The following is a 26745-nucleotide window of genomic DNA, read 5'->3' as shown; positions in this document are numbered from 1 at the left end:
TTGAAGTGAGCCCGCCAGCCGGGGCTGTGTGGCGCCTGTGCACGAGTGGCGAAACTGGCAGACGCAGCGGACTTAAAATCCGCTGGCCCGAAGGGGCCGTCCGGGTTCGATCCCCGGCTCGTGCAATTTCCAAGCGCTTGAACCCACGGAGGCACCTCGCGCCTGGCATTGGCCACGCCGCGTGCGTGGCGCATTCCATGGCGCGACGCGTGTGGTCCTGTCTTGCGAAGGGGACCTTCATTGGCGATGGGCGCGGACAATCAGCACGAGGCCGTTGTCGATGCCGTGCATGCGCCGAATTCCGTTTGAGAAGGGCTCTCCGCGCGTCGTGATGCGGCGTTCTTTCGCCGGAGGTGCTCGCTTGCCATGGAGGTTCCCCGCTTGCCGTGAGGACCTGGCGGACGGGTGATGGGAGTGGGGCGCTCACTTCGCACGGAGGGCGCACGTGCACAGGCGGTTCCGATGGTGCCCGCCACACGACGAGGACAATGAAAAACAAAAGCCCGGAACCAGCGGGGAGTTCTCCCCAACGGTTCCGGGCTCTTGCCTGTGTGCGCGATGCTGGAGTCGAACCAGCGGCCTTTGGCTTCGGAGGCGAAGGGGGAAGCCGTCCAGCCGTTACCAGTCCTTCGCAACCCCTTGGAATCATTGGGGGTGAGGGCTCGTCCTCCGTCCAATCGTCCCATCCGGTCGCAGGGGGTCGCAAGCCGTTTGCTGCACCCGTGCTGCAAGCCCCGGCCCTCACCCGGCTCCGCGCCCTGCCGGGAGCGCCGGGGCGCCTGCTCACCGTGCGCGAGGTGGCGGAGTGGTTGGGCCTCAGCACCGCGACCGTCTACCGGCTCTGCGAGCGGGGCGAGCTGGCGCACGTGCGGGTCAGCAACGCGATCCGCGTCCCCTTGGAGTCCCTGGACACGTTCCTTGCCCGGGGGCAGCGCTGAGGGGCAGGGCCGTGGTTCCTGGTTCCCTCCTTAATATAGGGGAACCGGGACCACCTCCCTGGCCCACGCCACGACCGGCGCGGGTGGCTTCGGCGTGGCTGCTGCGGAGCATGAGGGCAGGTGGTGATAGGTGGTCTAAAGTGGTCGCTTGTCGGCGCTGCATGAAGCGACCTCACCACTTCCGGTGGAGCTTTATTGCTGACCCTCATTAAATTTATTCTTGGGGTGGATGCCGGTTGCTGGCCGAGGCGAGGGGGCGAGGGGTGGGTGCTGACGCCGTGCGGAGCCGCTGCCAGGGTGCTGCGGGTGGTTCCCGGTTCCCGTCCCTATAGGGGGAACCGGAACCGGTCCTCTGGACTACGGTGAGACTGGAGCGGTCGCCCGCTGCTCGTCCCCTTGGGCGTTCGGGGTCTCGCCAACCGGCCCGGCCGCTTTCTTCGCCCCAGAGTGCTTCGGCGTCTTCGCCTTTCGTCCCTTCGGGCTCTTCTGGCCCTTCTGCCGCGTGGCCTCGTGGCCCACCGCTGCTCGCCCCTTCTTCTCCTCCGGCTCAACCCTCCAGGTGGATGGCCGGGCGAAGACCAGCGGTCTCCCTCGGGCCTTCCACGGGAACAGGATGATGTCCCCGACACCCTCGGCCAGCGTCTCGGGGAGGTCGGTCTCGTTGTGCGGCCCCCAGAGGTGCACCGGGTCCTCTTCACCACGGACCACCCGGCGCAGTTGCTTGAGGCGTCCTCCCACGAGCGAGAGGATGGAGAAGACGCACACGGGTGCATCCTTCTCCGATGCCTCGTCCATGAACCCTTGGCGGGCCTGGTAGTCCGCGAGCATCTCCGCGCCTCGGATCGCGTCCGCGAGGGTCAACAGTTCGAGGTCCAGGCTGACCGCCATCGGGTCGGGGCTCCTGGCTTCGGTCTCTTCGGGCATGTAGGCCGTCCTTTCGTAGGTTGGGGCCTACTTCCATGGTAGCCCATAAGCTACGTAGCTCAAGAACTACCTGCGTCATGTAGTTCATAAGCTGTGTAGCTCAAGAGCGACCCTGGATAAGCCGACCTCGTGCCCACCACAGGGAAGACGTCCACGAAGCGAGGTCGTTCAGAGGTCTGGACCCGAGGCCCGACGGCCCGAGCCATCAAGCGGGAGCTGCGCCGCGTCGGGGTTCGACTGCGCGAACTTCGGCAAGAGCGCGGGCTGACTCAGGAGCAGGCCGCCGAGGCCATCGGGGTGCACCCAAAGCACGTGATCAAGATGGAGCAGGGGAACGCGAACTTCACCATGGCCACCCTGGTGGCCGCTGCCGTGGCCTACAAGGTTCCTTTAAGGGACTTGTTTCCCGAGGAAGAAAAAGCTGATTGAGAAGGCCACGTCAGCAGGAAAGCAGGAAGAATACCCGCATAGGCGCCGAGGATAGCATTAAGCAGCCTCAAAAAGACTCCGAACAAGGCAGACTCGGAGGTACCTTCTCAGCCATCTTTATCCGAGCGAACAGACAAACCAAGCTCCTCACTTTTCACTTCGAGCTTGTTTAGTAGTGCGATGGCATCTGCGCGAGGCTCCAGTCGGAAGATTGAGTCATTTCCGCCAAGCGCTCTACGTGCGGCTTCAAGTGATGCCTCAGTCGGAAACCAAGACAGGACCAGGCGTGAGGTCGACGTAAGCCCATCTTCGGCATTTGCACTCTTCATGAAGTAAAGAGCCATGCCAGGGCTTTCTTCGACAGACTTTGCTTGATCTTTCAGAAGCGCAAATATCTCAGCATAGAAGAGCGCACGAGCACGCAGTCTTGAGTGGGGACTGTATATTCCGCTCAAATTTGCCTTCATGAGTTCAATGCCTTCTGAGAGGTCCCTCATGACGGCTGAATTTCCTAGCTTCTTAGGCTTTATCTGCGGCAGCTCGCAGTGCCAGAGAAGATCTCTTAGTGTTTCGGCAGCCTGCAATCGAAATTCAAGCGGGTATGACCGAACATCGAAGTAAACCTCCCCACTCCGGCTGCGCTCCGGCTCAGGAAACTTCCCGAGAATGTCCTGTGCCATTGCGAGCATGTCTTGATGTGCTTCCCGACGCATGCTTTTGCTGTGTATGCCAATGAATGCTAAGAGCATCTTGATGCGCTCAGGATGCTGAACACTCCAGCCTGCCATTTGGGACAACAGCAAGGTAGCAAGGCCAGTCATGCACATGAGGCCAAACTCCTCCAATCGCGTGGCGCGTGGCCCCCGCAGCGCCGAAGGATAAAGAATCGCAGGCGCAAGACCCGCGCTCATCCAGCAGAGACAACTCCAGGCGATTGTTACCAAACGCCTGAGGGATAGAGATTTTTCATAGGAGTGTCCCCGATCACCAGTTTTCCAGCTGGCAACGCGAAGGGCGAACCCACCCAGGTAAAATACCGTCCCCGTAACGATGCCGATGGCACCTACTTGAGGCCGAAATACACCCCCCCATGCAAGTCCGCATACAACGCACATGCCCGAGCCAATCAGCCAGTATGCAAGCCATGCATTGCTGTCTTTAGCGCGAACAGAGGCAGAAGGCTCTTCATCATTAGAGTCAGAAAGGGCTTTTTCGTCAGGACTGAGCGTCTCTTCGGCGTTGGGGTCAAAGGGCTCTTTGCCGCTTGGTTGCATAGCTTGAGCTTACAGCGGATCACATCGAAAGGAAGGGGCTGCCAAAGTGCTGACCTTCCACTCCGCAAAGGCTCCTTGAGTTACATCGCCTACTAATTGTTCTTGCTGCGGCTATGCAGCCATCTAGTGGGTATAATCGAGCCTCCAGCGCCAAGGCTGAGAGAGGTAAGTGCCCGTGAACACAAGAGAAAATCAGCAAGCACCGCCCCTCCCTCCCCCCCGTGGGCGGCGTCGGCGACTGGCGAGCCTCGGGAACGTGAAGACTGGGCTTGCTGACTGCATTCGCGCCTTGGAGGACGGCACTATGGACGCGGGAAAGGCCCGGGCGCTCATCTACGCCTATTCGGTGCTCGCGGGCATCATCCAGGGGACCGAACTGGAGGAGCGCCTCGCCAAGCTCGAAGCCTCAGCTCGGCGAGAAGGTCCTTCACATCCAGGGGCACTGTCTTGCGCGCGGTAAATCTGCGCTCCCGAATCGAGGCCCTGGAGCGGCGAGCTAGCCAGGACAAGTCCTCCCTGTCCGTTCTGGACCTGTACGAGGATGACGACGATGCTGCGGCACAGCGTTGGCTCAACGAGCGCGAGGCAAGGGGCTCCCATGCTGTCGTGGTCGTGCTCCGGCTGTGCAGACCGCGACCTCCCCAACGGCCGCCACCTTGGAATTCTGCCCTCGTCATTCAATCGCGGTGACGGGGCGCCACATGCGCGCAGTCGTCCATGGGCATCGACCGCATGGATGGAGGGGGGGGGGGGGACTTGGCTAGGCTCTCGCCCTCACGCTAGGTCAGTAAGAGTAGGGCGGCACCGCTGCGAACGACCCGCCCTTGTGCCCAGAGCGCGGATGGAGCCCGCACAAGTGCCCAAGAAAACACCGAAGAGCGGTTCTCCCTCCACGTCCAAAACTCGTTCAAAGGCCCGGGGTACCCGAGCGAAGCCGGTCCAGCGTGGTCGCGGCCTTACCAGTGCTGCTCCGAGCCAGAGTTCAAGTGCGATCCAACGACTGCGCGCACCCTCATCAACGCCACCTCCATTCTCCTTTGGGGGCGCTCCGGATTTGAGTGAAGCGATGCGTATGCAACTGGCGATGGCTGAGTTACTGAAGGCGCCTCAGGATCCTGAGCAGGTAGCACGCCAGCAGAAGAAGTGGGCAGACCTGAGGGCGGAAGAAGCACGGCAACAAGAGGAACAGCTCTCACATGCTCTCGGCCAGCTTAATCCAGAGTCGAGGCGCATATTCGAGGGGATATCACCCAAGCTTCGCGATACGCATGACCATCGGATGCTTTTCGCCAGCATCCTTCTTCAGACCGAAGGTTTCGCGCTAGAGCCACGCAGCAAGGTGCTGGTCGCTGCGGTGTCGAGCGATAGCTCTGAGGTCGCGAACGCATTGTTATCGCTCGGTCGCCGTTTCAACACGGGACAGCAGAAAGATGAACCCCGTTGGGCGCGCGCAAAACAGGCGTGGCTCAACGCGCATAGGCGCGGCAGGGCACACCGGGCCGTAAAGGACGCCATGGAGGCCAGTGGCTTCGGGCAGAGCGCGGTGTACGCGCGAGCGAAGCGTGGGAACTGGAAGGCGGAATTGGAGAAGCGCTGATTCTTTCCACGACCGCTCGTGGAACAAGCCGCCGGAGTGCACCGTCACTCCCATGCTCATGCACATGCGGAAGCGCAGTGTCCCTGGCCTCGGAGAGCGCATCATTGCGCTCCGAAAAAGCCGTGGCCTTTCTCAACAGGTGCTCGCGACCAGGGCGGGCATTTCCATCCCCCGGCTCCGGGATGCCGAGCGCTTCGGCGCCGCCACGACCGAAACGCTCACCCTCCTGGCCCAAGCGCTGGCCACGGACGTGGATTCGCTCCTTGGTCGCAAGGGGGGCGCATGAGTGGCGCGATCTCGGAGTGGATGGCATGCGTGAGGGCTCGGGGGGTGAGGCATGTCGCGCGTTCCCTCGGGCTCCTGCTACGGGGACGCAATGGTCTGTCTCCGTGCCCGGCGTGTTCGGCGGCAACACGGCACCCGGGCCGACGCGATAAGCGCGGGGCCATTGGGGTCCGACCCGACGATTCCGGCTGGGAGTGCTTCGAGTGCGGAGAGAAGGGCGATGCCCTCCATCTCGTGTCCTGGTGCATCTCGGGCAAGCGACGGGCGACAGGTCCGGAGTGGGGTGAACTCCACCGCGCATGCGCCGAGCGTGGCCTCTGCTCGCCCGATCCCACGAACACGCCCCTCGGTCCGCAGGTGCGGGCTTGGGCACCTCCGCGCCTCCGAGAAGAAGTGCGGCCCATGCGCGCCAACGCGGCCGAGGTTGCGGAGGTCTGGAACTCCGCGCGGCGGGTGGTGGAGGACGCGGAGGTGAGCGCCTGGCTCGCCTCTCGTGGGCTCAACGCGGGCGATGTGGATGATCGGGGCCTTGCCCGAGTTCTCCCCGAAGGCGCCCTCCTGCCGCGCTGGGCCCGCTTCATGGGTCAGGCGTGGAGTCAGAGCGGCCATCGGCTCGTCGTGCCTCTGTGGAGCGACATGGGCGCCCTGGCCAGTCTGCACGCGCGGAGCGTGAGGCCGGATGTTCAGCCCGCCCACAAGGCCGCGAGCCCTGCGGGAGCGGAGGTGCGCGGTCTCGTAATGGCCGATGCCCTCGGCCTGCGCATGCTTGAAAGGGGGGCCTTGGCGGACGGAATACCCGCTTCGGAACTGGTCGCTCGAAACGGCCTGTGGGTGATGGAAGGGCTTCCAGACTTCCTCACGCGAGCCACGGACTACAGCGACGCGGACGAAGCCGCGCCCGCCGTGCTCAGCGTCCTGTCGGGAAGTTGGTCGCCCGCCATCGCGGCACGAGTCCCCGACGGCACCACCGTGGCCATCGAGACCCACCAGGACGCGGCGGGGGACAGGTATGCACGGACCATTGCCGCCAGCCTCACCGGACGGTGCAGGTTGAAGCGCGACAACACGGGGAGGGCTGAGTGATGGGCGGCATGGACGCGAACGCCCGTAGACGTGCCGGTCAACGGCCCCCGGCCCTCGCGACGATTCCCGACCTCGCGGCAGGTGCCGCGGCACCACCCTCAGCCACGGGCCCGGGGCGGGAGGAGCCTCCACCCGCGCCTCTGTCGCTGGAATCACCCGCGCTTCACGGTCTGGCTGGCGACCTCGTGCGGACCATCGAGCCGCACACGGAAGCCGATCCCGCCGCCATCCTGATTCAGTTCCTGGTGGCCGCAGGCAACGCCATGTGCCGCTCACCGTTCTTCAAGGTCGAGGCGACCCGGCATCACGCCAACCTGTTCGCGGCCATCGTCGGCCAGAGTGCCAAGGCGAGGAAGGGCACTTCCTGGTCATGGGTGGAACGAGTCCTGAACACCTCGGAGCCGGGGTGGGGTCCCCGTCTTCAAAAGGGCCTCAGCACCGGAGAGGGGCTCATCCATGCCGTTCGCGATGGGGACTCCGACGATCAGGGGGTTTCCGACAAGCGCTTGATGATGGTGGAGACGGAGTTCGCTTCGGCGCTTCGCAGGATGAACCGAGAGGGGAACAGCCTCTCCGCAGTCCTCCGCGAGGCGTGGGATTCTGGCTCGCTCCAGGTCCTCACCAAGGGTGCGCCTCAGCGCGCCACCGAGGCCCATGTGTCCGTCGTGGCGCACATCACGATTCCGGAACTGCGCGCGTTGCTCTCGGCCACGGACATGGCCAACGGCCTCGCGAACCGGTTCCTCTGGGTGTTCGCGCGTCGCTCCAAGCTCCTGCCCGAGGGCGGGAACCTCGACGATGGTTCGCTTTCTTCGCTTTCTTCGCGCCTCGCTCAGGTCCAGATGTGGGCCCGCGACGTGGAGGAGGTCAGGAGGTCGGAAGCGGCCCGGACGCTCTGGCATGAGGTCTACGAGTCGCTGTCCAGCGACAAGCCCGGACTATTCGGTCAGGCCACTTCGCGAGCGGAGGCGCAAGTCGTCCGGCTGTCCCTGCTCTACGCGCTGCTCGACAGATCGAAGGTCATCGAGGAGGCGCACCTCTCCGCCGCGTTGGCGCTCATGGAATACGCGAGCAGCAGCGCGCGCCACATCTTCGGCGGGGCGCGGCAGGACCCACGCGCGAACCGCATTCTTGCGGCCCTGCGAGAGTGCCCCGAGGGCGTTTCCCGGTCGGAGCTGATGAAGCTCTTCACCGGGCATGTGACGAGCGCGGAACTCGGCAGAGCGTTGGACGACCTCTCCAGCGCGGGCGTTGCTTACAAGCAAGTGAAACCCACTGGCGGGCGTCCCTCGGAGCGGTGGTTCTTCGGCACCGCCGAGGCGAAGAAAGAGAAGGAAGCGAAGAATCCACCGGCTTCGGCCAGCACCATGGAGCATGAGTCATGAGCAGCAACCCAGCACCCCTCTGGACGGTGCAGGACGTCGCGCGCTTCCTCCAGGTGAGCCGCTCTTGGGTCTACCAGAAGACGGCGGCGGGCGAGTTGCCGTGCCTGCATGTCGGGGGGCTCTTGCGCTTCGAGCCGGAGGCCGTGCGCGCGTGGGTGAAGGGCGAGCGTCCCCCCGCATCCCGGCTCCTGACGTTCCCCCAGAAGTCCACCCGCTAGGGTGTGTTGCCACTTGTGTTACACTGACCCCATGAAGAGAGATTCCACCTTGAATCTGAGGTTGCCGGTCACGGTGAAGGAGGCGCTCGCGCGGGCAGCGACGAAGGACCTCCGCTCATCCTCCGGCATGGCGGTTCACATCCTGGCCGAGTGGCTGACGGCCCGGGGCTACCTCACGACCACCGAGCCCGCGTCCGCGAAGCCGACGCGCCAGAAGGGGAAGCGATAGCCATGGCGAGCGTCTATGAGAAGGCGGGCAAGTGGTATCTGCGGTTCAAGGACGCGGGGGGGCGGTGGCGCGACAAGGTGACCCAGGCGCGCACGAAGACGGAGGCCCGGCGGATCGCGGCGGAGCTTGAGCAGAAGGCCGAGCGGCAACGGCTCGGCTTGGAGGCGCCACTGCCCGAGGACGGCGGCGGGACACTCGCGGAGTTGCTGCGCTGGTGGCTCGACACCTGCTCGGTCAACTCTCCCTCCCATGCGAGCAACTTGAGCCAGGTCTCGCGCCACCTGCTCCCCTCCAGCCTCGCCGCGCTTCCCCTCACGGCGGTGACGGCGCCCCGGCTGCGGGCGTTCTTGAAGGAGAAGGAGCAGGAGCTTTCTCCGCAGACGATCAACCACCTGCGGGGGTTCGTCAGCCGTGCGTTCAATGAGGCGCGCGCGGTCGGACGCTACAGCGGACCCAACCCCGTCGCGGACGTGAAGAAGCGCACCGTCCCGCGCCGCATCGGTGACTTCCTGCGCATGGAGGAAGTGCCGCGCCTGTTCGACGCGCTGCCCGAGCGTTGGCGCCCTCTCTTCGCCACCGCCCTCTATACGGGGCTGCGCAAGGGAGAGCTGCTGGCCATGCGGAAGACGGACGTGGACGTGCCGAGCCGGTTGCTCACCGTGGGCCGGTCATGGCAGCGCGACACGACCAAGGGGGGCCACGCGGACGTCATCCCCATCGCCACCGAACTGGTGCCCTTCCTGGAGGAGGCGATCCGCCGCTCGCCCTCGGCGCTGGTGTTCCCTTCCGAGGACGGTTCCATGATGCGCCGGGACGTGGCCTTGGAGGACGTGCTGCGCCGGGCCTTGGGGCGCGCGGGCGTCGTGACGGGCTACCGCCACGTCTGCCGCCGGAAGGGTTGCGGGGACGCGGAGATGGCGCCAGACGCCGAGCCCCGGCAGTGCCCACGGTGCGGCATGCGGCTCTGGCCCTCGCCCCAGGTGCGGCCCATCCGGTTCCATGATCTGCGGCACACGACCGCGACGCTGCTCCTACGGGCGGGCGTTCCGCTGGTCGGGGTGCAGAAGCTCCTCCGACATCGCGACCCGCGCATCACCAGCGAGGTCTACGGTCACCTGACGCCGGACTATCTCCGCACGGAGGTGGACAGCCTCCAGTTCGGGCTACGAGCCCAACCGCTCATCCCGCCGAGCGTCGAGGCGGAGGCCGCCACCGGGAAGGTCTTGAGGGGGAGCGCCGTGCGGCAAGGAGTGGCCGCGAACGGCTTTGCTGCATCCTTGCTGCAAGGCGAGTCCGGGGAAAGCGAAGGGCCCGGAACTGATGGGGGTTTTCCCCAACGATTCCGGGCCCTTGCCTGTGTGCGCGATGCTGGAGTCGAACCAGCGGCCTTTGGCTTCGGAGGCCGACTCCTACGTCTACCCGGCTTTCCCCTCGTTTCCCCTCGTTTCCCCTCATGTGTCCTGCTCCCTCTGTACTCCTGGTTAAGACGTTCTCGCCCGTGCCCGGTCTTCCCCGGGCTTGCCCGTCCGTCACTTGCAACTGGCTGATAAGACTGGGGGGCGCCCCGAAGCGGACCTGGTCCGCGAGCTGGAGAAGGTTCGTCTCCAGCACGTGGCTGTAGCGCTGCTCGGTCACCCGGACGTCCTGGTGCCCGAGCACCTCCTGGACGAAGCGGATGTTCCCGGTCTGGGCGTAGGCCCATGTGCCGAAGGTGGAGCGCAGGTCCTTGAAGCTCAAAGAAAGTGGCACCGCAGTGGGCCACAGCAGCGCGGAGCACGTCGGGCAGGACGCCCGGGCGCTTCCGGCGCGCCGTTCCACGTGGCCACACCCCCGGCGGGTCCCCCGGGTGACGCAGCGGTGGTCGAACCCCTCCACCAAGCCCGCCTGCTTGAGGGCCGTCTTCATGATGCGGTGGAAGGCGACCCACTTCTTCTGCTGGGCCCCGCGGGGGTCCGGGAAGACGAAGGCGCTCCGGGCCTCGCGCGCCAGCTCCTGCACGAGGGGCACCAGCCAGGCGGGCAGCGGAATCACCCGGGTGCGCCCGCCCTTGGTGGTGTCGTTGTCGTTGCTGCGCGCCACATGTAGGCAACGGCGCACAAGGTCCACGTCCTCCCAGCGCAGCGCCAGGAGCTCCCCCTTGCGCAGCCCCGTCCCCACCGCCACGGTGAAAACGGCCCGGTGCTGCTCCGGCACCGCCGCGAGCAGGCGCGGCACGTCCTCCTGCTGGAGGAACTTCGGCCGACGCCGGGGGATGGACACCCGGCCCAGCTTCGCCGCGGGGTTCTCCCCCGTGACGAGCTTCAGCTCCTCTATAAGGAAGGTGTAGCTGCCCTGGACCGCGATGCGCAGGTGCTCGCGCGTCTGCGGCGCGGCGGTGCTGTTGGCGGCGAGCATCCGCTTCACGTCCGCCGGCGTCATGGCCCGGCACGGCAGTTCGCCCAGGTGGGGGAGGATCCTCAACCGGAAGCGCGACTCCAGGTGGGGCTTGCTGCGGTACTCGGGCGGCAGGGACTCCAGGTACAGCGCCACCGCCTCCCGGTAGGGCATGTCCTCCTTCACCTTCGCGTCCAGCCCCAGGCGTACGCGCTCCGCGGCCCGCTCGAGCTCCGCCGCGAGCTTCTCCGCCTCGGCCTGAGTGCAGGCGGCGGACTTCTTCTGCCGCTGTCGGCCGTGATCGTCCTTGTAGCCCACGTACCAGACGCCGTACTGGCCCCGGTAGCGAACGAGGCTCGCCCCCGCTTTCTGGGTGCGCGTGCTGGGGCGGAAGAAGGCGAAGGCCATGGCTACCCCCGACCCCCGCGCGCCTGCGCCTCGCGCCACTCGGCCAGTCGCGCCGGACTGAACCGAAGCGCTCCGCCCACCTTAAAGGAGGGGACCGTGCCCTCGGCGGCCTTCCGGTAGAGCGTCTTCGGCTTGATGCCGAGGAAGCGCGAGGCCTCGTCGACCGTCCATGCCGCATCCGTCGTGACGTCCACGTCCATCATGGTGTCTTCACCCAAGGTGTAGTGCCGGACGCCCTGCGTCCGTGCTCTCGTGTCCAGCGTCCTATTCACTCCGCCGCCGCCCGCACTTCGACCGCCGCGCTACCAACCTTCGTGCCACCGTCTCCACGGTGGACGGTGCGTCAGGCGCATCCGAATGAGCGGACTGGCGTCCACGTCCGGGTCGACGGCTCCACGCGGAGCGGTAGAGGGGGAGGGTGCTCCAGCGCGCGAGGCGCGAGCAGCCGGTGACACGGTGACGAGAACTTCGCGATCAAGCCCCAGGCGCATCTGTTCCACCCCAAAAAAACAGACGCCTCAGCATGAGGGGCTTGTAAAACTCATGCGAGGCGTCCGCGGCCGACCACCAGGGCAGTCCGTAGTGGCGGGCACACGTCGGCCGACGCGATGACACGTCAGCGAATTTTGGGGTGCGCTTCGTGCCTGACAAGCCCGGCAAGCACGGCGCGGTACGTCAGCGGTGACTCTACGCACTGGGTGTGCGCACGGTCAAGCCCGCGCGACTACGGCATGATTGATGCGGGCGGCGGTGCTGCCGGGATGGCGGGCAGGTAGCAGCGCCCGTCGCGCTCGTACGCCTCGTCGGGGCAAGGGGCGTTGACGTGGAGGCGCACCCAGCAGCCGTTCGCGTGCTCCTCCTCGATCGTCGTCTTGCACGGCGGCTTCTTCTGCACCTTGAAGGGCTTCGTGGGCATCGGCCGCGTGAGCGCGAACGGCTCGAAGTCCACGAGTCCGGTGAGCGCGCCGCCCGTCAGGTCCCCTGAGCCATCCCAGCCCGCGTCGTGCCGCGCCAGGGCGAGCTCGCGCTCCGCCACGGGCGTCAGCGGCGGGCCGGAGTTTCCCGCGAAGAGAATTAGCCCCGTGAAGGCGGCGGCGAGGGCCGCGCCGAACACCCGGTGCAGGTGGCTCACCGGCCGTCGCGGGACACGCCGGGGCGAGCGCAGGTGGCGCAGGGTCTCCGGGCGCTTCCTCGTGTGGATGACCGCCTCCAGCAAGTCGTCCAACATGTACTCGAGCTCCTCTCCTGCCGCCTCCGCGTTGGCCGCCTCGGGGGCGGACTTCACCTCGAGCGCGAGGTAGGCGGGCGACACGGACGAGAAGAGATGGAGCTCCCAGTCGGCGAGGGGATCGTCCTCCGCCGAGCGCTCCGTGGGCTTCACCACCAGCGCAGGTGCTCCCGTGAGGGTGTTGCGCGCGCGGTAGACGCGGCCCAGATCGCCCGTGTTCCGATACCTCTGCTCGAGCTTGTACGGCCCGAGTTGGTTTCCCCGTTGGCTGCTGGACATGGCGCGGCCCTCCCGCGCCGGGTTGTACCACGGCGTGTCCTGACGCCAGCCGACGGCCGTTATTCACGCGCCCCTCGCTCGGACCGCCATGCCGCAGGCCCATGCGTCGGAGAATGGACACAGCGGCGAAGTCGCGGCGTGGTGGAGCCCATGCCGTGCGCCGCCCGCCCTTCGTCGACGTCCCGCGCTCCCTCCTCACGCACCTCCCACTTGCAGCGGACGCCCACCGCGCCTGGCGGGCAGCCCGCGCAGCAGGCCTTCACCTTCCTCGCCGACCTGCCCGCGCGCGCCCGCCGCCGCGAGAGGCGTGCACACCAGCCGCACCTGCGCGAGCGCACCGCCCCCACCACCGGCCGCGCGCAGCTGGTGCTGCCCTTCACCCGGGCCCCGCGCGGCACCTGGCTCACCCCCGAGGTGGCCGAGTCCTTCGAGCGCGCACTGCGTGAGGCGCGGGGCACCACACGGGGCAGCCCGCGCCAGCGCGCGGCGGAGGGGGAGCTCCTCCGCCTGCTGCACCCGCTACTCGAGCAGGAGGCGCGCCGCGCGTGGGGCACCCACGAGCGCACCTTCCTCTCGCGCGCGGACTTGCTGCAGGAGGCGCTGCTGCGCGCCCAGCGTCTCTGGGAGGGCTTCACCCCGGGCCAGGGAGGCCCGGGCCGCACGCTGTACCCGGCCTACGTGCAGCGCGCGGTGCGCCAGCACCTGGGCAACGTGCTCGCCGAGGGGCGGCTCGTGGGGCCCACCCAGTGGGGCCGCAAGCTCGCCGCCCGCGCGCGCCGGCGCGTGGAGTCCGAGGGCCTCGCCTACGAGGAAGCGCTACGGGTGGAGGGGGCGGACGGGGCCACCGCGCTGGCCCTCTCCCTGGGGGCCACGCGCGTGGAGGAGTCCGAGGCCGAGCGCCTCGCCGACGAGAGCGACGAGTCCCTGGGGCGGGTGCACCTGGGCGCGGCCGCCACCGCGCTCCTCGCGCGCCTGCCCGAGCGCCAGCGCCTGGCGGTGGCCGTGCCCCTGGGTCTGGGCGGGCTGGCCCTGGGAGACGTCCGGCTCGCCCAACGCCTCCAGTGCTCGCTGCCCGAGCTGCAGGCCGCGCGCGCCGCGGGGCTCGCCGCCCTGCGCGCCGAGCTGGAGGCGGCGTGATTCTGACGGCGAAGAGGGCGGGCACCTGCCGGGCCTGCGGCGGACTCGTGCGCAAGGGGGAGGAAGCGGACTTCTCCGCCGAGCAGGGCCTCTCCCACCCCGAGCCCCAGTGCGCCCGCGCGCCGCCGCGCTTCCGCCCCAACTCCCGGGCGACCCGGTGCGCGTGCGGCACGTGGGTGCGCGCCCAGGAGGGCCGCCTGCGCCTCGTGGAGGACGGGGGCGCGAGTGGGGGCGGCAAGGACTGGGCGGTGGACTGCCCCGCCTGTGCCGCCCGGGCGTGAAGCCTCACGCGAGCGGGTAGCGCACGCCGTCGAGCACCACGTAGGCGTTGTCCACGGTGATGACGAAGGCCGCGTCCGTGCCCACTGAGTGCACCGAGACGGTGGCCCGGCCCGTGGGGCCCGCCGCCGCGACGAAGCGGGCAGGGTCCGCCGGCGAGGTGTAGCCCGCGGGCGCCACGCCCGGCAGGCGGAAGGCCTCGGTGCCGGGCTGGCCGTCATAGAGGCTGCCCTGGAGCTCCAGCTCGCCCAGGGCATTCACCCGCCAGCGCACCGGGCGCACGGGATTGGGCTTCCAGTTGCCGAGGTAGTCGCTCACGTTGCCGCCGCCGCCAAGGGAGGGGTGGCGCAGGCGCTGCCAGGGGACGGCGAGGGACACGCCCGGCACCGCGGACACCGAGTCGAACCAGACGAAGGCGTCGGGGTAGTTGCCGGCGGCGCGCACCGACAGGCGGGCCACGCGCGCTCCCGCGGGCACGGTGAGGTAGTTGCCCAGCGTCGTCCAGGTGTTGGCCTGGAGGTAGTCTCCCCAGACGGTGACGGGCTCGCCCACGGGGGTGAGCTGCCTGTCGAGCCACACCACCTGCAGCTCGGCGTAGGCCTGCACCTGGCTGTAGGCATGGGCCTTGAGCGCGAGGCGCTCGCCGGGCCGGGCCACGAAGGCCTGCAGGCCCAGACGCGTGCCGCTCGCGCGCAGGCGCACGCACCGGGTGCCCGCGAAGGCCGTGGAGGTGTCCACTACCGCGTCCACGCCCCAGGTGCCCTGGAGCATGTAGCTGCCGTCCGGCGGGCCCGCCGGGTCCGCCTGGGCCTCGAAGTCCCCATTGAGGGGCAGAGCGCCGTAGGACACGAGCGTCGCCAGCGCGCCCGGGGAGAGGTAGCTCGGGGAGAGGGCCACCTCCGGAGAGGCCGCGCCCCGGTTGCCCGCGGCGTCCCGGGCCACCATGCGCACGTAGTAGGTGCGGCCCGGGGTGAGGCCCTGCAGCTCGAAGCGCGTGCGCGCCCCCACCTCCTTGAGCGTGGAGGAGGGGTAGCTCGTGTCCGGGGCGAAGCCCGAGGTGGTGCTCACGTGCACCTCGTACTCGGCCGTGTCCGCGCCGCCGGTGGCCGGGGCGACGGAGACGGCGAGTCCCTGGGGCAGGGCGCTCGCGGACACCACCGTGGGCGGGCGCGGCCCGGTGTACGGCGCGGCCGGCGCCTGGCCCGGACGGCCCGTCTCCAGCTGCAGCCACTGCCGCGGCGCGAGGGAGGGCTTGCCGCGCACCACCACCTTCGTCGTCGCCTTGTCCCGGGTGAAGGTGTGCGTGAGCGCCACCACCGCGCCCGTCTGGGTGCTGCTCCACTGCACGCCGTTGGGCGCGAGGGCCACCACGTCGCCGAGCTCCAGGCCCGGGTGGCACGCCACCTCGAAGGAGAGCCCCAGCGGCGGCTGGCCCAAGTCGCTCATGGCCGACTCGAGCAGGCGCACCATCTCCGGTTCGGTGTCGATGTTGTCCGTCGCCGCCAGGACAATCTCCATCCACCGGCGCCCGTAGGCCTGGAGCGAGGCGGTGCCCGCGTCCCGATCCACCCGCTTGAGCTTCGGCTGCCCGGCGGCGTCCCTGTCGAGCGAGTCGTAGAAGTAGCCCGTCACCGCGTTGCGCACCTCGTCCATGGGCATTTCCACGTCCGGCAGGGCGCGGTAGTCCTCGGCGAGGAAGTGCCACACGGGCTCGGTGGCCTCGCGCTGGGGCGCGGCGAAGGTGAGGGCGAAGGCCTGGGCCACCGGGCTCCAGCGGTAGCGCACGTCCGCGCCGAGCTGGCCCGCGAGCGCGCGCAGGGCCTCGAGCACTGGCTCCTTCTTCTGCAGGTAGCGGCCCACCGCCCACTCGGGGTCCACCGGCGTGTAGAGGCCGAAGGCGCCCTGGCCGTTGTCGGAGAGAATTTGCTGCATGACGGCCTGCACGGGCGTGCCGGCGTCGGAGGAGTAGGGCCGCTCCACCTCGATGAAACAGTCCTGGAGCAGGCCCGAGTAGTCCCGCGCGCCGAACTCCAGCGTCTCCCCCGCGTCCGTGGGCGTGTCCACCCGCCCGCGGAAGAGCTCCTGCCAGTCCACCGCATGGGGTTGCTGGCCCAGCGGAGCGAGGGCCACCTCCAGCACCACCAGGCGCCCGGTGCGCACGAGCGGCTCGTACGCGCCGCCGAGGTTGTTGAGGGGGCTCTCGGCCATGAGCGGCGCGAGGGAGGCGAGCAGCACCTGGCGCTTGAGGCGCACGCGCAACTGGGCCACCGGCGCGTCCTGGGAGTCGTCGAGCGTGGCCTCCTCGAGGAAGTCCGTGGCGCGCTCGCCCACGGGCAGCGCGCCCAAGTCCCACCACCGGTTGCCCGGGCCGAACAGCAGCACCCGGTGCCACGTGGAATACCCGGCCCGACAAGAGAGGGCCGCCCGCTCCGCTTCCGTAAGGGTTCGCATGCCCTCGGAGAAGTGACGGGGCCATATTTGGCGATACAATGAGCGACCATGACCACCAAAAAACGACTTTGGGTGACTTACGCTTGGGCGGATAACCGCGATCAGGATGTGGACTACATCATAAGCGAGCTTGAGAAGTCTGGAGAGCTTGAGGTTCACTTCGACCGAAGGCAGCTTCCTGCGGGACAGCGAATATGGGACAACATTGCGTCTGAAATCGTTAACCCAGAACGAAGTGACGCATATGCGGTCGTTGTGACAGCAGACAGCCTTACAAGCAACCCATGTCAGGAGGAGCTCAACTACGCCTTGGATCGCGCGCTCAGTACTCGCGGGGTGGCGTTTCCGTTAATAGCGCTCATTCACAAGATAGAGCCGCGGCAGATGCCCGCCAAGCTAACTACTCGCCTCGGCGTGATGTTGAGGGATCCTAATTGGGTTAAGCAGGTTGTTGCAGCTGTCAATGGGCAGGCCTACCAAGTGGATCTCGGAAATCTCGGTCCACTGAAGATGCGGGTACACCGATCTCCGCCTGGTGAGAAATACGTTTTTGCTCTCGAAATCCAACCTCGTCTTGAGACGATCAATATCTGGCGTGCTTGCGTGAATGAGGCCGAAAAAGATCGACTCAAATTATTTAGTGTTAGGCCCCCAAACTCAGCGTTCGGTGCATCCGCGATGTTCGCTGTAGTCGATGACATAATCGGCACCACTCTAGGTCCGATGAGGACAGTGGGATGTGACGGCAGTCCGCTCGACCATGCTCATAGCCTGTACTTGTATTTCGACTCGCTACCGAGTGCTTTGTACTTTAGCCGAGATGGGCAGCGCCTGGATCCGATCGACCTGTCATCCGTCAAGGGTTTGGTGCCATAATAGGTACAGGGGATTGACGCTGAAGCAGCGCACACGCCACTGCTGCTTCATGGTGAGGATGGTGAGCGATTGAGGGTGAAGTCGAAGGACTCCCACCACGCGCCGGGCCCGGCCACCACCCGTTGCAGTCCGCCCGCCTGTCCCTGCACCTCGGCCGCTCCCCCGGGCACCGCCGCGCCCGAGGCGAGCACGTAGGGCAGGGGAGGCCAGCGGGTGGCTTGGTGGAAGCCGTACGCCTGGGCCACCCACGCGTCCGATAGGAAGTAGGGGAGGAGCACCACCTCGTCCCAGTCCTGGTGGGTGTCCGTGCCCGCGGTAAGCACCAGCGCCCCGCCCTCCACATAGGCCTGCTGGCCGTAGCCGAACTGCGGCCCCACGCCGTTGAACCAGACGGCGCCGTCCGAGCGCCACGTGCGGTGCTCCCAGTACCCCGTGTCGGTGTCGCTCGGGTGCGCCCATGCGAGCACCGTCCACTCGCTGCCCGAGCACACCCCCGGCCACAACACCTGGTAGTCCTCGCGCACCCGGAGCGCGCCGCCACCCCAGCGGCCCGGCACGCGCCCGCCCACCGCCGGCGTTACCTGGGTGCTGGGCACCGCGCCCCGCGAGCTCCACAGGTACGAGGTGGCCGTGAGGGTGGAGTCGAAGGCGAGCACGTGCCCCTCTCCCTCCACGAGGCCGCGCACCTGACGCGCGTCCGCCTGGGAGAGCCACCCGGTGGCGCACGTCAGGTCCCACGCGGCAGCGCGCACGCCCGAGCGTACTCCGAGGCCCGGGCCCCGCTCCAGCGCGCCCGCGCGCACCGGCTCCGCGTTGGCCTGGGTGAGGGGGAACTCGAAGCCGTTGAGCAGGAGCAGGCTCATGAGCCGAACCCCAGGCCGCCGAAGCCCCGGCCGAGGCGGAGCGCCGCCTCTCGCTTCTGGCGCTTGGCCTGCTCCAGCCACGCCTCCATGTCCCCGGACAGGACGAACTGGATGAAGTTCTGGCTCTGGGTGGGCGCGGGCGCCGCCGGCGCCTGCTGCACGGGGCTCGGCGCCGGAGCCGCAGGGCCCTGCTGCACGGGTATGGGGGGCCCGCTCGCGCCCGCTTGAGGATCCTGCGCGAGGTAGCGTCGCTGGGCAATCCGCCAGGCCGGCGGCACGTTGGTGAGGGCCTCGGTGGCGTTCTGCAGGGCCTGGGTGTTCTTGAGCTGCTCCGCCGTGGCGTTGGCCTTGGCCTGAGCCTCCTCCATGGACATGTCCCGGAGCTTCGCCATGCTGTCGGCGAGTTCGTCCACCGGCGCTTTCGCGGACTCCATGCTGTCCGCCCAGTCATTGAGGAAGTCGAGCGGCTTGCCACCGAGGATCTCGATGTTCCCCAGCTTTCGGAACACCCACTGCACCGCGGAGACGATGCCGTTCCACGCCTTTCCCAGGCCCCACACCACGCCCATGATGGCGAGGGATACCCCCTTGAGTGCATACCAAATGCCCTTCATCAGAGGCCACAGGACTACCTCGGCGATCGCCGTGACGACACGCGCCAGCGCCTCGAACACCGGCGCCAACGCGCTCAACGCATCACCGAGAAGAATTAACGCTGGAGCAAGGGGTTGCACGAGCGCCACAACGACACCCAGGACTGGCGTCAACACGCTCATTAGTCCGCCCAAGATCGACGCCACGGCTCCAACAATGCCTTGAAGCGGATCCAGAACAGCCCCAACGACATTGGCGGCTTGTTGGAGCGCAGTGGTCACCATGCCCATCAGCGTGGCAAATCCCTCCGATTTAATGAGCATGTCACCAAGAGCTGCCGCAATACCTCCAAGAGTGCTCCCTGTGGCTGCGACACCGTTCGCAAAGACATCGATGCTGTCCTTGATCGCCCCCATTGCGGCAGTCGCCCGATGAACCAATTCCGCTCGCGCTGCTTGCGTCGCTTCTTCAAGAGCCTTGGCGTACGCCTCAGACATGTCTCGGAGTGCGCGTTGGATCGGCGTTACCTCTTGGCGTCCCAACTCCCGGACTTTCTGAAAGTCACTGTAGTCATGTCCACCGGCGAGCTCGGGGTCTTTCTCAAGCCTGGGGACTTCCCCGACCTCGTCCGGATCACCCAATATCTTGCCGAGCCAATTCTTGAGAGCGGTAGCCCACTCGGCAGCGCCCAGCGTCTTGGTGAGATCGGCGGCCATCATCTTCGTTCCATCCCAGGCCTTGCCAATGCCGAACTCAAGCCCCTCCTTCAGCGCACCCACTCCGCTTTTTCCAGACTCGACAACAGCGTTGCTCATTTCGGCGAGCTTCTCGACGGATTCATCCATCCCCCGTCGTGCCGCATCGGTCGTGGCGGCGAGCGTCTTGGAGACGAACTTGGCAATGCCTGTGGCGGTTAGATTCTGGACCGCTGCGAGGTGGTCAGCGAGTGTGTCCTTGCCCGCGACACGGGCGGCAGCTTCGGCGACCGCCGCGATGCGCCGCATCTTTTCCGCGATAACCTCGAACAACACTGTAGCCATTCCAAGGGCGAAGTCTCTGAATGAATCGAACATCGCCACAAAGACGTCCCGAATGGTTTTGGCCACCTTGATGGTGTGGTCGACGAACCATCCAAGCGCCGAGGCGAGCTTGAGTCTGAGCATTTCGGCCCATTCGACAATGGCGACACCAAGCTGCTCAACGGCCGATTTGAGGCCCGTGGAAGCGTCGTTCCATGCGCCGTAGATCGAGCCCGCCAAAAGGACAAGAGCACCGACGGCGGCTGCAACCGCGAGGACGGGGACAAGGAGCGCCGTCAGGGTTGGCACCATTCCCCGAAACGCCTTGAGCAGGTCAGAAGCCATCCCTGGGAGCTGGCGGATTTGGCTCTTGAGCGCAGCCAGTCCTGACGAAATTCCATGGACATGGGTTCCGACAGGCACGCGCATGAAGGCGCCGAACCGGGCGAGCGCCGCGCCCATACTCTTGGTGACGTCTGCGAGCCTATCCACCACACCGGGCCCCATCGCACGCGTGAGTTTCGTGAGGACGACTACCCCCTCCGCCAGCGCCTTCCCGACGAGCAGGGCACGACTCATCGCCATCCCGACCGCGCCAACAATCGCGGCGTGTCGCACGAAGGCGACGACACTGGCGCGGGTTTCAGTCGAGAGCCCGCGCCACGTGGCCGTAAGCGTTCGGACGCCTCGCGTGAGTTCCCTGACGAGAGGCAGGAAAGCCGTCCCCACGTCCCGAGAAAGTTGAAGGATGCTCCGCTTTAACTCGTCATTGGCCTTCTGGGCCACCTCACTCGTCTCCGCCGCGCCAGCCACGGCGGCGGCGGCGACACCAGCGACGGCGAGGAGGTTCTCCGAGAAACCGGAGACCGCATCGGCGGCCGCCTGCATCGACTTGGCGATCCCGTCCGCTGCTTTTTCGACATCCTTCAAGAGCCTGTCCATGCTCTTGGAGAACTCGCCCAGTGAGGCGCTCACTGCGACGAAGACATCACCGACCTTCAGGGCCCCTGACATGCATCAGACAAGGGGCGCCATTCAGCTAGCGCCACATCGTCTGCGCCCCAAGTCGACCCCGAGCGGTGTCGAACTCATAGAGGATGTAGAAGGTCTTTCCAGGTTGGATCGTGAGAGGGATCTTCCCCAGGAAGTGCCACATCCCCATGTGCATTGCGCCGAACTCCAGGAGCGCCTCCTGGCCGGGGCGTGCGACCAGGGCTCCTTTGAAGTTGCGCGTCGAGAGTCCTTGCACGCGCTCCTCGTCAATGGCTGCAACGGTTTCGTCCGATTCGGGCATGATCACCTCGACGCGAAAGATGGCGTCGGCGTGGTTGTTGACGATGACCAGGTCCGCCGTCTGGACGGGTACTGCCCGCGCTTGCATGATCCTCTGGGCCGCCGCAGCCTCCTCCTCGGCCTTCGCAGCTTCCGCAGCGGCAGCGGCCGACGTTCGTGCCTCCTCCTCTCTGCGAGCCGCCTCGACCTTCGCCTCGGCGGCCTTGCGAGCCGCCTCGGCCTTCTCCTCGGCCTCACGTTGGCGCGCGTCGGATCCAGCGGCCCAGGCCGTCTGTGCGACCGAGCACTGGTGGGAGCGGACATATCCGTATGTGGCTGACCCGGCGGCAGCTAACCCAAGGCTCGATTGACATGACCTCAGAAGTCATGTCCAACTGAGGGGATGAGCGTCGGTCAGGCCACCCCGGAGAAGCTGAGGCAGGCGATTGTTCGGGCCTTCCACGAGGAGGACATGAGCTACGCGCGCATCGCCCACCTGCTGGGCGTAGCGCAAGCCACGGTCAGCCGAGTCCTTCGGCTGCATCGGGAGACGGGCGACGTCACGCCCCGGCCGCGAGGGGGTGGCAATTTCTCGCCTCTGCGAGGGGCGGTGGCCGAGCAACTCAAGCGCTTGGTGCGCGAGCGCCCGGGGGCCACCGTGCGGGAGTTGCTCCGCGAGCTGAAGGCGCGCACGGGCGTCGTCACCAGCCGCCCCTCGCTTCAGCGCGCCCTGCACCGGCTGGGTTTCTCACACAAAAAAAGTCCCTCGTCGCCACCGAGCGTGACGCGCCCCCCAACCTCTGGCGTCGTAGGATTATCGCCGCCCTGCTGTGCCTCGTGGATGCCCGTCGACTCGTCTTCCTGGACGAGTCCTTCTGCAACACCTGCATGACGCGCGAGTACGGCTGGGCCCCCGTGGGTGAGCGCGCCGTGGGTCTGCGTCCGGGCGGCTGGTGGACGAGCCTGACCCTGATAGGTGCCATCCGCCTGGACAGCCGCCCCAAGCTGATGACGCACCGCGGAGCCGTCAACGGTGCTGTCTTCCTGAGCTTCGTGCGTGAGCGGCTCTGCCCGTGGCTCAGGCCCGGAGACATCGTGCTGATGGACAACCTGGGCGCCCACAAGGTGCGGGGCGTACGCCAGGCCATCGCGGCCGTGGGCGCCTGCGTGGTGTACCTGCCCACCTACAGCCCTGACTTCAACCCCATCGAGCTGTGGTGGGCGGACCTCAAGCGGCATCTGCGCCGCCTTGAGCCTCGCGCTTTGGCTGACCTGCGCCAGACCGTGCGGCGGCTTCGCGCCTCAACTTCCCTCGCGAAGCTCTCCGCCTGGTTCCGCCACTGCCTTTCCTTCCCTCAGCTCAACTGATCTCGGCGTTAACGAGCCCAGGGAGAGCCCCAGAACCGCCTGTGCGGCGGTGTCTCGTTCTTTGGCTGTTGATGCCGTGTTCGCGTCAACGACCGCGAACGTGGCGGCAGCAGCCAGCACGCCCGTCAGCACGGTGTCGACGACGGCGGGCGTGCGGTTGGGCTCACACCGTGGATCCCGTCCCTGGCGCCATCCCTGGGCGGGGCCGGTTGTCTTGTAGAATGAGCACCCCGGCGTGAGCGCCAGGACGAGGAGTGCGGAGAGGACGGGACGGGGCGTCATGGCCGGGAGGCTGCCATGCCCCGCGCCGGCCCCGCCAGCGCGCCGCGCTGCACCAGGTGCGACACCGGGCCCTCGGAGGGATTGACTCCCAGGGCCCCGTGTGGCCGTCACCGCCGCGGTTTGAGCGAGTAGGAGACGACACGCTCCCGGGTGGCGCTGCTGCCCCCACCCAGGCGCGGCGCCGAGCCCGGTGGTGTCCGGGGCGCGGCGGCCTCCACGGCCTCATTCTCCAGCTGCGCGTCGGCGGCGAGGAGGTAGAGGTACTCCAGGGGCTGGGCGAAGGCCTCGGCTTCCGTCCACCCGAGCTGGCGGGCGATCCGCACCCTCAAGGCGAGGAGCGGATCGCCCGTCAGTTTCCCTTGGCCTGCTCCAGGCCCTTGCTGGGGGCGAGCGCGGCCATGCAGTGCTCGGAGACGTCGGCGCAGCCGGGCCAGTCGAGCACCTCCTCCGGGGTGAAGAGGGAGGTGACGGCGTTGGGGAGGAACACCGTCGCGGCCACCAGCTCGGCGCGGAAGCGCACGGCGGCCACGGGGTTGTCCGCCTCGCCCTTGGCCAGGTTGAGGCCCGCCTCGCGCGCCTGCGTGAGGAGCCGCTCGAGCACGCGGTCCGGCGGCCGGCGGATGACGAGCTCCACGGGGCCGCCCTCTGCCTCCACGGAGACGCGCTTGTACTCGGGCCAGGTGCGCTGCTGGAGGCGCTGCTTGATTTCGTCGACGTTGGACATGGTTGCCTTTCAGGTGCGGCGTGGGGGGGGAAGCGTCAGATGAGCCAGAAGCCGTTGACACCCAGCTCAACGCTGATGGATCGGAGCGCCCCGGCCTCGCGGGTGGCGGGGAAGGAGCCGAGCACGGCCTCGTAACCGATGCCCTGGGCGCCGGTGGCGGCCTCGGCGTCCTCGATGCAGTGGATGAACACCGGCTTCCGCTCGAGGTAGCGCTGCCTGAGCAGGGCGATGATCGGGCTGTCGCGCTCGAGGTCCATCTCCAAGGTGCCCTTCATCGTCCGGAAGCCCGGCGAGTACTGGGTGAGTCCCTGGGGGTTGTTCAGGTACTTGAGCTCGCGCAGCTCCGTTGTGTCCGGGACGTCGAACTTCTTGAGCGTGGCGGGCTTGTTGGCGTCCGACAGGGCCTCGGCCTTGGTGCCGGTGATGTGGATGGCGTCGAGGTGGGCCTCGACGAAGTCAGGGGTGCTCATGGGCGGTGTCCTTTCGGGGTGAGAGAAGCGATGGCCCCCATGAGCGCCTTGCCCACGGGCTTCTTGAGCTCGGCGCGCACGCCCTTGGTGGCGCGGCGCAGGAAGTCCGGGGGCGCGAGCAGCGCCGCGCCCCAGTGGAAGCCCTGGTGGATGGCGCCGGCGGCGGGGTGCGCGTAGCCGCACGTCCAGGTGGTGCTCTTCTTCTCGGGGTTGTGCAGGGGCCCGGAGAGGAAGGCGGTGTCCGCCAGGTCCACCGGGTCGTCCGGCGCACCGCCGCGGGGCACGAGGAAGAGGGAGATGTCGAGAATGCGCCGGGTGGCCGCGTGCAGCGGCGTGTCCATGGCCTTGAGCGCCACCTCGGGGTTGTCGCGCAGCAAGAGCAGGAGGCGCTTGTCCACCTCCACCTTCACCTTGAAGCGCGCGCCGCGTCCCATGCCCGGGAGAAGGGGCGCGGGGCGGCTACGCGCGGGAGAGGTACTGGACGTCCACGGTGAGGCTCCACCGGGGGCGCCCGTCTTCGTCCTCGCCGAGGAAGGTGGGCGCGCCGTCCCGGGCGTCCACGTGCACGTAGCCCTCGGGGTGCCTGTCGAAGAGCGCCTCCCAGGCGGCCTGGGCCCGCGTGCGGCCCTCCACGTAGGCGTTGGGCCCGCGCGCCTGGCGCACCAGCACCGTGACGAGGCCGCGGTGGAGCGCGGTGCCCGCGCGGGCAAGGTACTTCTCCGGCTGCTCGGCCGTGGACTCGCGGCAGGCGATGAAGCTGTCCGGGGCGCTGGCCGGGAAGGGCCCGGCGTAGAGCGTGGGCGAGCCGTCCGCGAGGCTGCCCAGCCCGGCGGCCTCCAGGAGGCGCGCCACGTCCACCTCCACGTCCTTGAGGCGGCTCACACCACCACCTCGGAGTGGTCGAACTCCCCCGTCTCCAGGCCCTTGCGCTCGTAGGCGTTGAGCGCGCGGCGACTGGCCCCGTAGTCCTCGGGCGAGTTGCCCGGCAGCCAGAACAAGTCCTTGGGCGTGAGGCGCGCGGTAGTCCAGAGCGTGCCCTCGCACACCTGCTGCTTGCCCTCGGCCGTGCGCACCAGGCGCGCGCCGGGCTCCCACCGGCAGGGGTGCGCCTCCGGCTCGCCGTACGCCTCGCGGCGGCCGTTGTCCGCCATGCCCTGGAAGCGCCGCACGTGGAACGTCTCGCGCATGTCCTCGCCGAAGAGACTCACGGGCCCCTCCGGAGGAGCTTGTAGTAGGGCCGGGCGAGCAGCTGGGCCAGCTCGGGCACCGCGGGGCGCTGGGCCGCCCAGCTCACCGAGCCGCCGCCCAGGGAGCGGGAGACGACGTTGGGGTCTCTCCCCGCCGCCGAGCGCAGGGCGGTGAGCACCACCAGCGTCGCCTCCTCCAGGACGGGGGGCACGTCGCTCACCCAGGTCCTGGTGGCGTCCACCTCCAGGGCCAGGGCCAGGGCCACCTGGCCGGGGGTGAGCCAGCCCGCGTCGAAGGTGACTTCCACCTCCCCGGTGTCCCGCGCGGAGAGGGGCACGGGGGCCACGCTACCTCCCCAGTCCCCGGTGAAGGGCCAGCGACCCCGACGCCGGGTGATGCGCCCCGCGCGAGGGGACTCGAGGAAGTACTCCTCCGGGGGCACCTCGACACCCTGGACGGTGACGCGGGAGACGCGCCGCACGGCCCCGGCGCGCAGCTGCAGGCAGCGCCCGCCCTCGCTGGGCACCGTCTCCACCACACCCTCGCGCAGGTGGGCCGGGTAGCCGAGCCAGTCGGCCAGTGCCTGGCTTGCGGCGGCGAGCTGCGCGGGCAACTCCGCGTCCGTGGGGGACACCCGGAGGCGGGTGGCCGCCCGGGCGAGGGTGGTGAAGTCGAGCGCCGTGGGCATGGGGTACCTCAAACAAGGAGGCAAAACGAGAACCGGGGAGGGGCCCGGGGCGCGGGCCACCTCCCCGGGGTGTAGTGCGGGCGGGGCGTGTCAGGCGGGCAGGGTGGAGAAGCCCGCGAGCACCACCGCGGCGGCCACGTCCTGGGTGGGCGTGGTGCCGCCGGTGAGCTCGGCCACCACCTTCACGCGCAGCAGGGCGTGGCCGCTGGGCAGGCGCGTCAGGTCCACATTCCTGCGCGCGCTCTTCTTGTCTCCGTCCACGAACACCGCACTGCCGTCCACCGCCACCCAGGAGGGCGAGGTTCCGGTGGGCGCGGACTCGAGGGAGGCCGTGCACTTCTGCGCGGTGGGCGCGCCAGTGGCGGTGCCGGTGCTCGCGGTGAGGACACAGCTCTTCGCGCCCACCGCGTTGAAGCTGTCACCGTAGGTGGTGCCGGCGGACAGGCGCGCGGGCGGGTAGCCCAGCGCCTTGCCGTCCAGGGTGGTGGTGCGCAGGTGGGCGCCAGCGTCGACGAAACTCGGGTGCATGTGGTGCTCCTGTCTGGGGTTGAGGCGCGACCGCGTGTCAGTTGAGGGTGACGTTGTTGGAGTAGGCCAGCGCGGTGTCGTGCCGGAGCTTCCAGTCGATGTAGGTGATCGCCTTGATGGTGGTGACGTCCTCCGCGAAGCGCGGCTGGCTCAACTCCAGAAGGATGTTCTTTCCGCCCTTGAGGTCCATGCCGAAGTAGATCTGGTTGGCGAGCCCGAAGACGAGGTGGTTGTCACCGAAGGCCTCGGTGATGAACACGGGCTTGCCGTTGAGTTTGCCCTGCTCCAACTGGTCGCGGTAGACGAAGCCGCCCGAGTCGAACGTCACAGCGGGAATCGAATGAGCTGAGGCGCCC

At 67.9% G+C, this 26745-nt stretch carries 30 protein-coding genes, 3 tRNA genes and 2 pseudogenes; 15 read left to right on the top strand and 20 right to left on the bottom strand.

Going from position 1 to position 26745, the window contains the following annotated elements:
* Window positions 1-39: 39 nt before the first annotated feature.
* Window positions 40-125: transfer RNA gene (locus I3V78_RS29400), tRNA-Leu, on the top strand.
* 429 nt (window positions 126-554) lie between these two features.
* Here I3V78_RS29400 and I3V78_RS29395 read toward each other — a convergent pair.
* A tRNA-Arg gene (locus I3V78_RS29395) sits at window positions 555-633 on the bottom strand.
* An 89-nt stretch (window positions 634-722) separates the two neighbouring features.
* Here I3V78_RS29395 and I3V78_RS29390 point away from each other — a divergent pair.
* A complete protein-coding gene (locus tag I3V78_RS29390; RefSeq protein WP_338023777.1) occupies window positions 723-938 on the top strand; it encodes a helix-turn-helix domain-containing protein in 216 nt (71 codons plus the stop codon).
* A gap of 357 nt (window positions 939-1295) precedes the next feature.
* Here the strand turns inward: I3V78_RS29390 and I3V78_RS29385 are convergent, their stop codons facing one another.
* Window positions 1296-1862, bottom strand: coding sequence for a hypothetical protein (locus I3V78_RS29385; protein WP_204492450.1), 567 nt, complete (start codon window positions 1860-1862; stop codon window positions 1296-1298).
* A 129-nt stretch (window positions 1863-1991) separates the two neighbouring features.
* Here I3V78_RS29385 and I3V78_RS40240 point away from each other — a divergent pair, with 129 nt between their 5' ends.
* Window positions 1992-2291 (top strand): helix-turn-helix domain-containing protein, encoded by a 300-nt coding sequence (locus tag I3V78_RS40240; RefSeq protein WP_204492448.1) that lies wholly within the window; start codon window positions 1992-1994, stop codon window positions 2289-2291.
* A gap of 107 nt (window positions 2292-2398) precedes the next feature.
* On the opposite strand, the gene I3V78_RS29375 is transcribed toward I3V78_RS40240, so the two are convergent.
* Window positions 2399-3565: a hypothetical protein gene (locus tag I3V78_RS29375; RefSeq protein ID WP_204492445.1), complete on the bottom strand. Its 1167-nt coding sequence runs from the start codon at window positions 3563-3565 to the stop codon at window positions 2399-2401.
* Window positions 3566-4631: 1066 nt separating this feature from the next.
* Here I3V78_RS29375 and I3V78_RS29370 point away from each other — a divergent pair.
* From I3V78_RS29370 to I3V78_RS40390, 7 genes and pseudogenes are all read left to right on the top strand, one after another.
* Window positions 4632-5162 carry a hypothetical protein gene (locus I3V78_RS29370; RefSeq protein WP_204492443.1) on the top strand — a complete coding sequence of 177 codons (531 nt, stop codon included), beginning with the start codon at window positions 4632-4634 and terminating at the stop codon, window positions 5160-5162.
* Window positions 5163-5214: 52 nt separating this feature from the next.
* Window positions 5215-5448: a helix-turn-helix domain-containing protein gene (locus I3V78_RS29365; RefSeq protein WP_204492441.1), complete on the top strand. Its 234-nt coding sequence runs from the start codon at window positions 5215-5217 to the stop codon at window positions 5446-5448.
* A gap of 401 nt (window positions 5449-5849) precedes the next feature.
* Window positions 5850-6530 (top strand): hypothetical protein, encoded by a 681-nt coding sequence (locus I3V78_RS29360; protein WP_204492438.1) that lies wholly within the window; start codon window positions 5850-5852, stop codon window positions 6528-6530.
* 185 nt (window positions 6531-6715) lie between these two features.
* Window positions 6716-7915, top strand: coding sequence for a DUF3987 domain-containing protein (locus tag I3V78_RS29355; protein ID WP_204492436.1), 1200 nt, complete (start codon window positions 6716-6718; stop codon window positions 7913-7915).
* On the top strand, window positions 7912-8133 hold the full coding sequence (locus I3V78_RS29350; RefSeq protein ID WP_204492425.1) for a helix-turn-helix domain-containing protein: 222 nt from the start codon (window positions 7912-7914) through the stop codon (window positions 8131-8133). Before I3V78_RS29355 ends, I3V78_RS29350 begins: the two co-directional genes overlap by 4 nt.
* A gap of 49 nt (window positions 8134-8182) precedes the next feature.
* Window positions 8183-8362: a hypothetical protein gene (locus I3V78_RS29345; RefSeq protein WP_204492421.1), complete on the top strand. Its 180-nt coding sequence runs from the start codon at window positions 8183-8185 to the stop codon at window positions 8360-8362.
* Between the two features lie 2 nt (window positions 8363-8364).
* Window positions 8365-9423, top strand: a pseudogene (locus I3V78_RS40390) (tyrosine-type recombinase/integrase); the annotation flags it as partial.
* Window positions 9424-9725: 302 nt separating this feature from the next.
* Here I3V78_RS40390 and I3V78_RS29330 read toward each other — a convergent pair.
* The 4 genes and pseudogenes from I3V78_RS29330 to I3V78_RS29315 form a co-directional block, all read right to left on the bottom strand.
* Window positions 9726-9798: transfer RNA gene (locus I3V78_RS29330), tRNA-Ser, on the bottom strand.
* Between the two features lie 181 nt (window positions 9799-9979).
* Window positions 9980-10756: pseudogene (locus tag I3V78_RS40385) on the bottom strand (tyrosine-type recombinase/integrase); the annotation flags it as partial.
* Window positions 10757-11145: 389 nt separating this feature from the next.
* Entirely contained in the window at window positions 11146-11346 is a 201-nt protein-coding gene (locus I3V78_RS29320) for a helix-turn-helix domain-containing protein (protein WP_204492413.1), read from the bottom strand.
* A 521-nt stretch (window positions 11347-11867) separates the two neighbouring features.
* Window positions 11868-12650, bottom strand: a complete 783-nt coding sequence (locus tag I3V78_RS29315; protein ID WP_204492410.1) for a hypothetical protein — start codon at window positions 12648-12650, stop codon at window positions 11868-11870.
* 210 nt (window positions 12651-12860) lie between these two features.
* On the opposite strand from I3V78_RS29315, the gene I3V78_RS29310 reads away from it, so the two are divergent.
* Both I3V78_RS29310 and I3V78_RS29305 read left to right on the top strand, forming a co-directional pair.
* Entirely contained in the window at window positions 12861-13787 is a 927-nt protein-coding gene (locus I3V78_RS29310; protein WP_239576722.1) for a hypothetical protein, read from the top strand.
* Window positions 13784-14068, top strand: coding sequence for a hypothetical protein (locus tag I3V78_RS29305; protein ID WP_204492407.1), 285 nt, complete (start codon window positions 13784-13786; stop codon window positions 14066-14068). Before I3V78_RS29310 ends, I3V78_RS29305 begins: the two co-directional genes overlap by 4 nt.
* 4 nt (window positions 14069-14072) lie before the next feature.
* On the opposite strand, the gene I3V78_RS29300 is transcribed toward I3V78_RS29305, so the two are convergent.
* On the bottom strand, window positions 14073-16517 hold the full coding sequence (locus I3V78_RS29300; protein WP_204492404.1) for a fibronectin type III domain-containing protein: 2445 nt from the start codon (window positions 16515-16517) through the stop codon (window positions 14073-14075).
* A gap of 48 nt (window positions 16518-16565) precedes the next feature.
* Here I3V78_RS29300 and I3V78_RS29295 point away from each other — a divergent pair, with 48 nt between their 5' ends.
* A complete protein-coding gene (locus I3V78_RS29295) occupies window positions 16566-17393 on the top strand; it encodes a toll/interleukin-1 receptor domain-containing protein (protein ID WP_204492402.1) in 828 nt (275 codons plus the stop codon).
* A 47-nt stretch (window positions 17394-17440) separates the two neighbouring features.
* On the opposite strand, the gene I3V78_RS29290 is transcribed toward I3V78_RS29295, so the two are convergent.
* From I3V78_RS29290 to I3V78_RS29280, 3 genes are read right to left on the bottom strand one after another with little or no spacing between them, the layout of a single operon-like run.
* Complete coding sequence (locus I3V78_RS29290) at window positions 17441-18256, bottom strand: hypothetical protein (protein ID WP_204492399.1); 816 nt, start codon at window positions 18254-18256, stop codon at window positions 17441-17443.
* A complete protein-coding gene (locus I3V78_RS29285; protein WP_204492397.1) occupies window positions 18253-20883 on the bottom strand; it encodes a hypothetical protein in 2631 nt (876 codons plus the stop codon). Before I3V78_RS29285 ends, I3V78_RS29290 begins: the two co-directional genes overlap by 4 nt.
* A 25-nt stretch (window positions 20884-20908) precedes the next feature.
* Complete coding sequence (locus I3V78_RS29280; RefSeq protein ID WP_204492394.1) at window positions 20909-21250, bottom strand: hypothetical protein; 342 nt, start codon at window positions 21248-21250, stop codon at window positions 20909-20911.
* A gap of 294 nt (window positions 21251-21544) precedes the next feature.
* Here I3V78_RS29280 and I3V78_RS40380 point away from each other — a divergent pair, with 294 nt between their 5' ends.
* Together I3V78_RS40380 and I3V78_RS29270 are read left to right on the top strand one after the other, a co-directional pair.
* The gene (locus I3V78_RS40380; RefSeq protein WP_204484413.1) at window positions 21545-22033 is read left to right on the top strand and encodes a helix-turn-helix domain-containing protein; all 489 of its coding nucleotides are present in this window, start codon (window positions 21545-21547) and stop codon (window positions 22031-22033) included.
* A complete protein-coding gene (locus I3V78_RS29270) occupies window positions 21979-22509 on the top strand; it encodes an IS630 family transposase (RefSeq protein WP_204484412.1) in 531 nt (176 codons plus the stop codon). The genes I3V78_RS40380 and I3V78_RS29270 overlap by 55 nt, the downstream gene beginning before the upstream one ends.
* A 389-nt stretch (window positions 22510-22898) precedes the next feature.
* Here I3V78_RS29270 and I3V78_RS29265 read toward each other — a convergent pair whose 3' ends face one another.
* The 9 genes from I3V78_RS29265 to I3V78_RS29225 all read right to left on the bottom strand — a co-directional run bounded on the left by I3V78_RS29265 (window position 22899) and on the right by I3V78_RS29225 (window position 26717).
* Entirely contained in the window at window positions 22899-23114 is a 216-nt protein-coding gene (locus I3V78_RS29265; protein WP_204492392.1) for a hypothetical protein, read from the bottom strand.
* A 26-nt stretch (window positions 23115-23140) separates the two neighbouring features.
* Window positions 23141-23515, bottom strand: coding sequence for a hypothetical protein (locus tag I3V78_RS29260; protein ID WP_204492390.1), 375 nt, complete (start codon window positions 23513-23515; stop codon window positions 23141-23143).
* Between the two features lie 35 nt (window positions 23516-23550).
* Window positions 23551-23985 (bottom strand): hypothetical protein, encoded by a 435-nt coding sequence (locus I3V78_RS29255; RefSeq protein ID WP_204492388.1) that lies wholly within the window; start codon window positions 23983-23985, stop codon window positions 23551-23553.
* Complete coding sequence (locus tag I3V78_RS29250; protein ID WP_239576720.1) at window positions 23982-24419, bottom strand: hypothetical protein; 438 nt, start codon at window positions 24417-24419, stop codon at window positions 23982-23984. Before I3V78_RS29250 ends, I3V78_RS29255 begins: the two co-directional genes overlap by 4 nt.
* Before the next feature lie 25 nt (window positions 24420-24444).
* Window positions 24445-24867, bottom strand: coding sequence for a hypothetical protein (locus I3V78_RS29245; protein ID WP_204492386.1), 423 nt, complete (start codon window positions 24865-24867; stop codon window positions 24445-24447).
* Window positions 24864-25193 carry a hypothetical protein gene (locus I3V78_RS29240; protein ID WP_204492383.1) on the bottom strand — a complete coding sequence of 110 codons (330 nt, stop codon included), beginning with the start codon at window positions 25191-25193 and terminating at the stop codon, window positions 24864-24866. The genes I3V78_RS29245 and I3V78_RS29240 overlap by 4 nt, the downstream gene beginning before the upstream one ends.
* Entirely contained in the window at window positions 25190-25861 is a 672-nt protein-coding gene (locus tag I3V78_RS29235) for a hypothetical protein (protein ID WP_204492381.1), read from the bottom strand. Before I3V78_RS29235 ends, I3V78_RS29240 begins: the two co-directional genes overlap by 4 nt.
* 90 nt (window positions 25862-25951) lie before the next feature.
* Window positions 25952-26389, bottom strand: a complete 438-nt coding sequence (locus I3V78_RS29230; RefSeq protein ID WP_204492379.1) for a hypothetical protein — start codon at window positions 26387-26389, stop codon at window positions 25952-25954.
* Window positions 26390-26426: 37 nt separating this feature from the next.
* Window positions 26427-26717, bottom strand: coding sequence for a hypothetical protein (locus I3V78_RS29225; protein WP_204492376.1), 291 nt, complete (start codon window positions 26715-26717; stop codon window positions 26427-26429).
* Between the last annotated feature and the right edge of the window lie 28 nt (window positions 26718-26745).

It is taken from the genome of Archangium primigenium (assembly GCF_016904885.1).
Classification (GTDB): domain Bacteria; phylum Myxococcota; class Myxococcia; order Myxococcales; family Myxococcaceae; genus Cystobacter; species Cystobacter primigenius.
The sequence above is the reverse complement of the archived record's forward strand: the minus strand, read 5'-3'. Positions and strand labels throughout refer to the sequence as shown.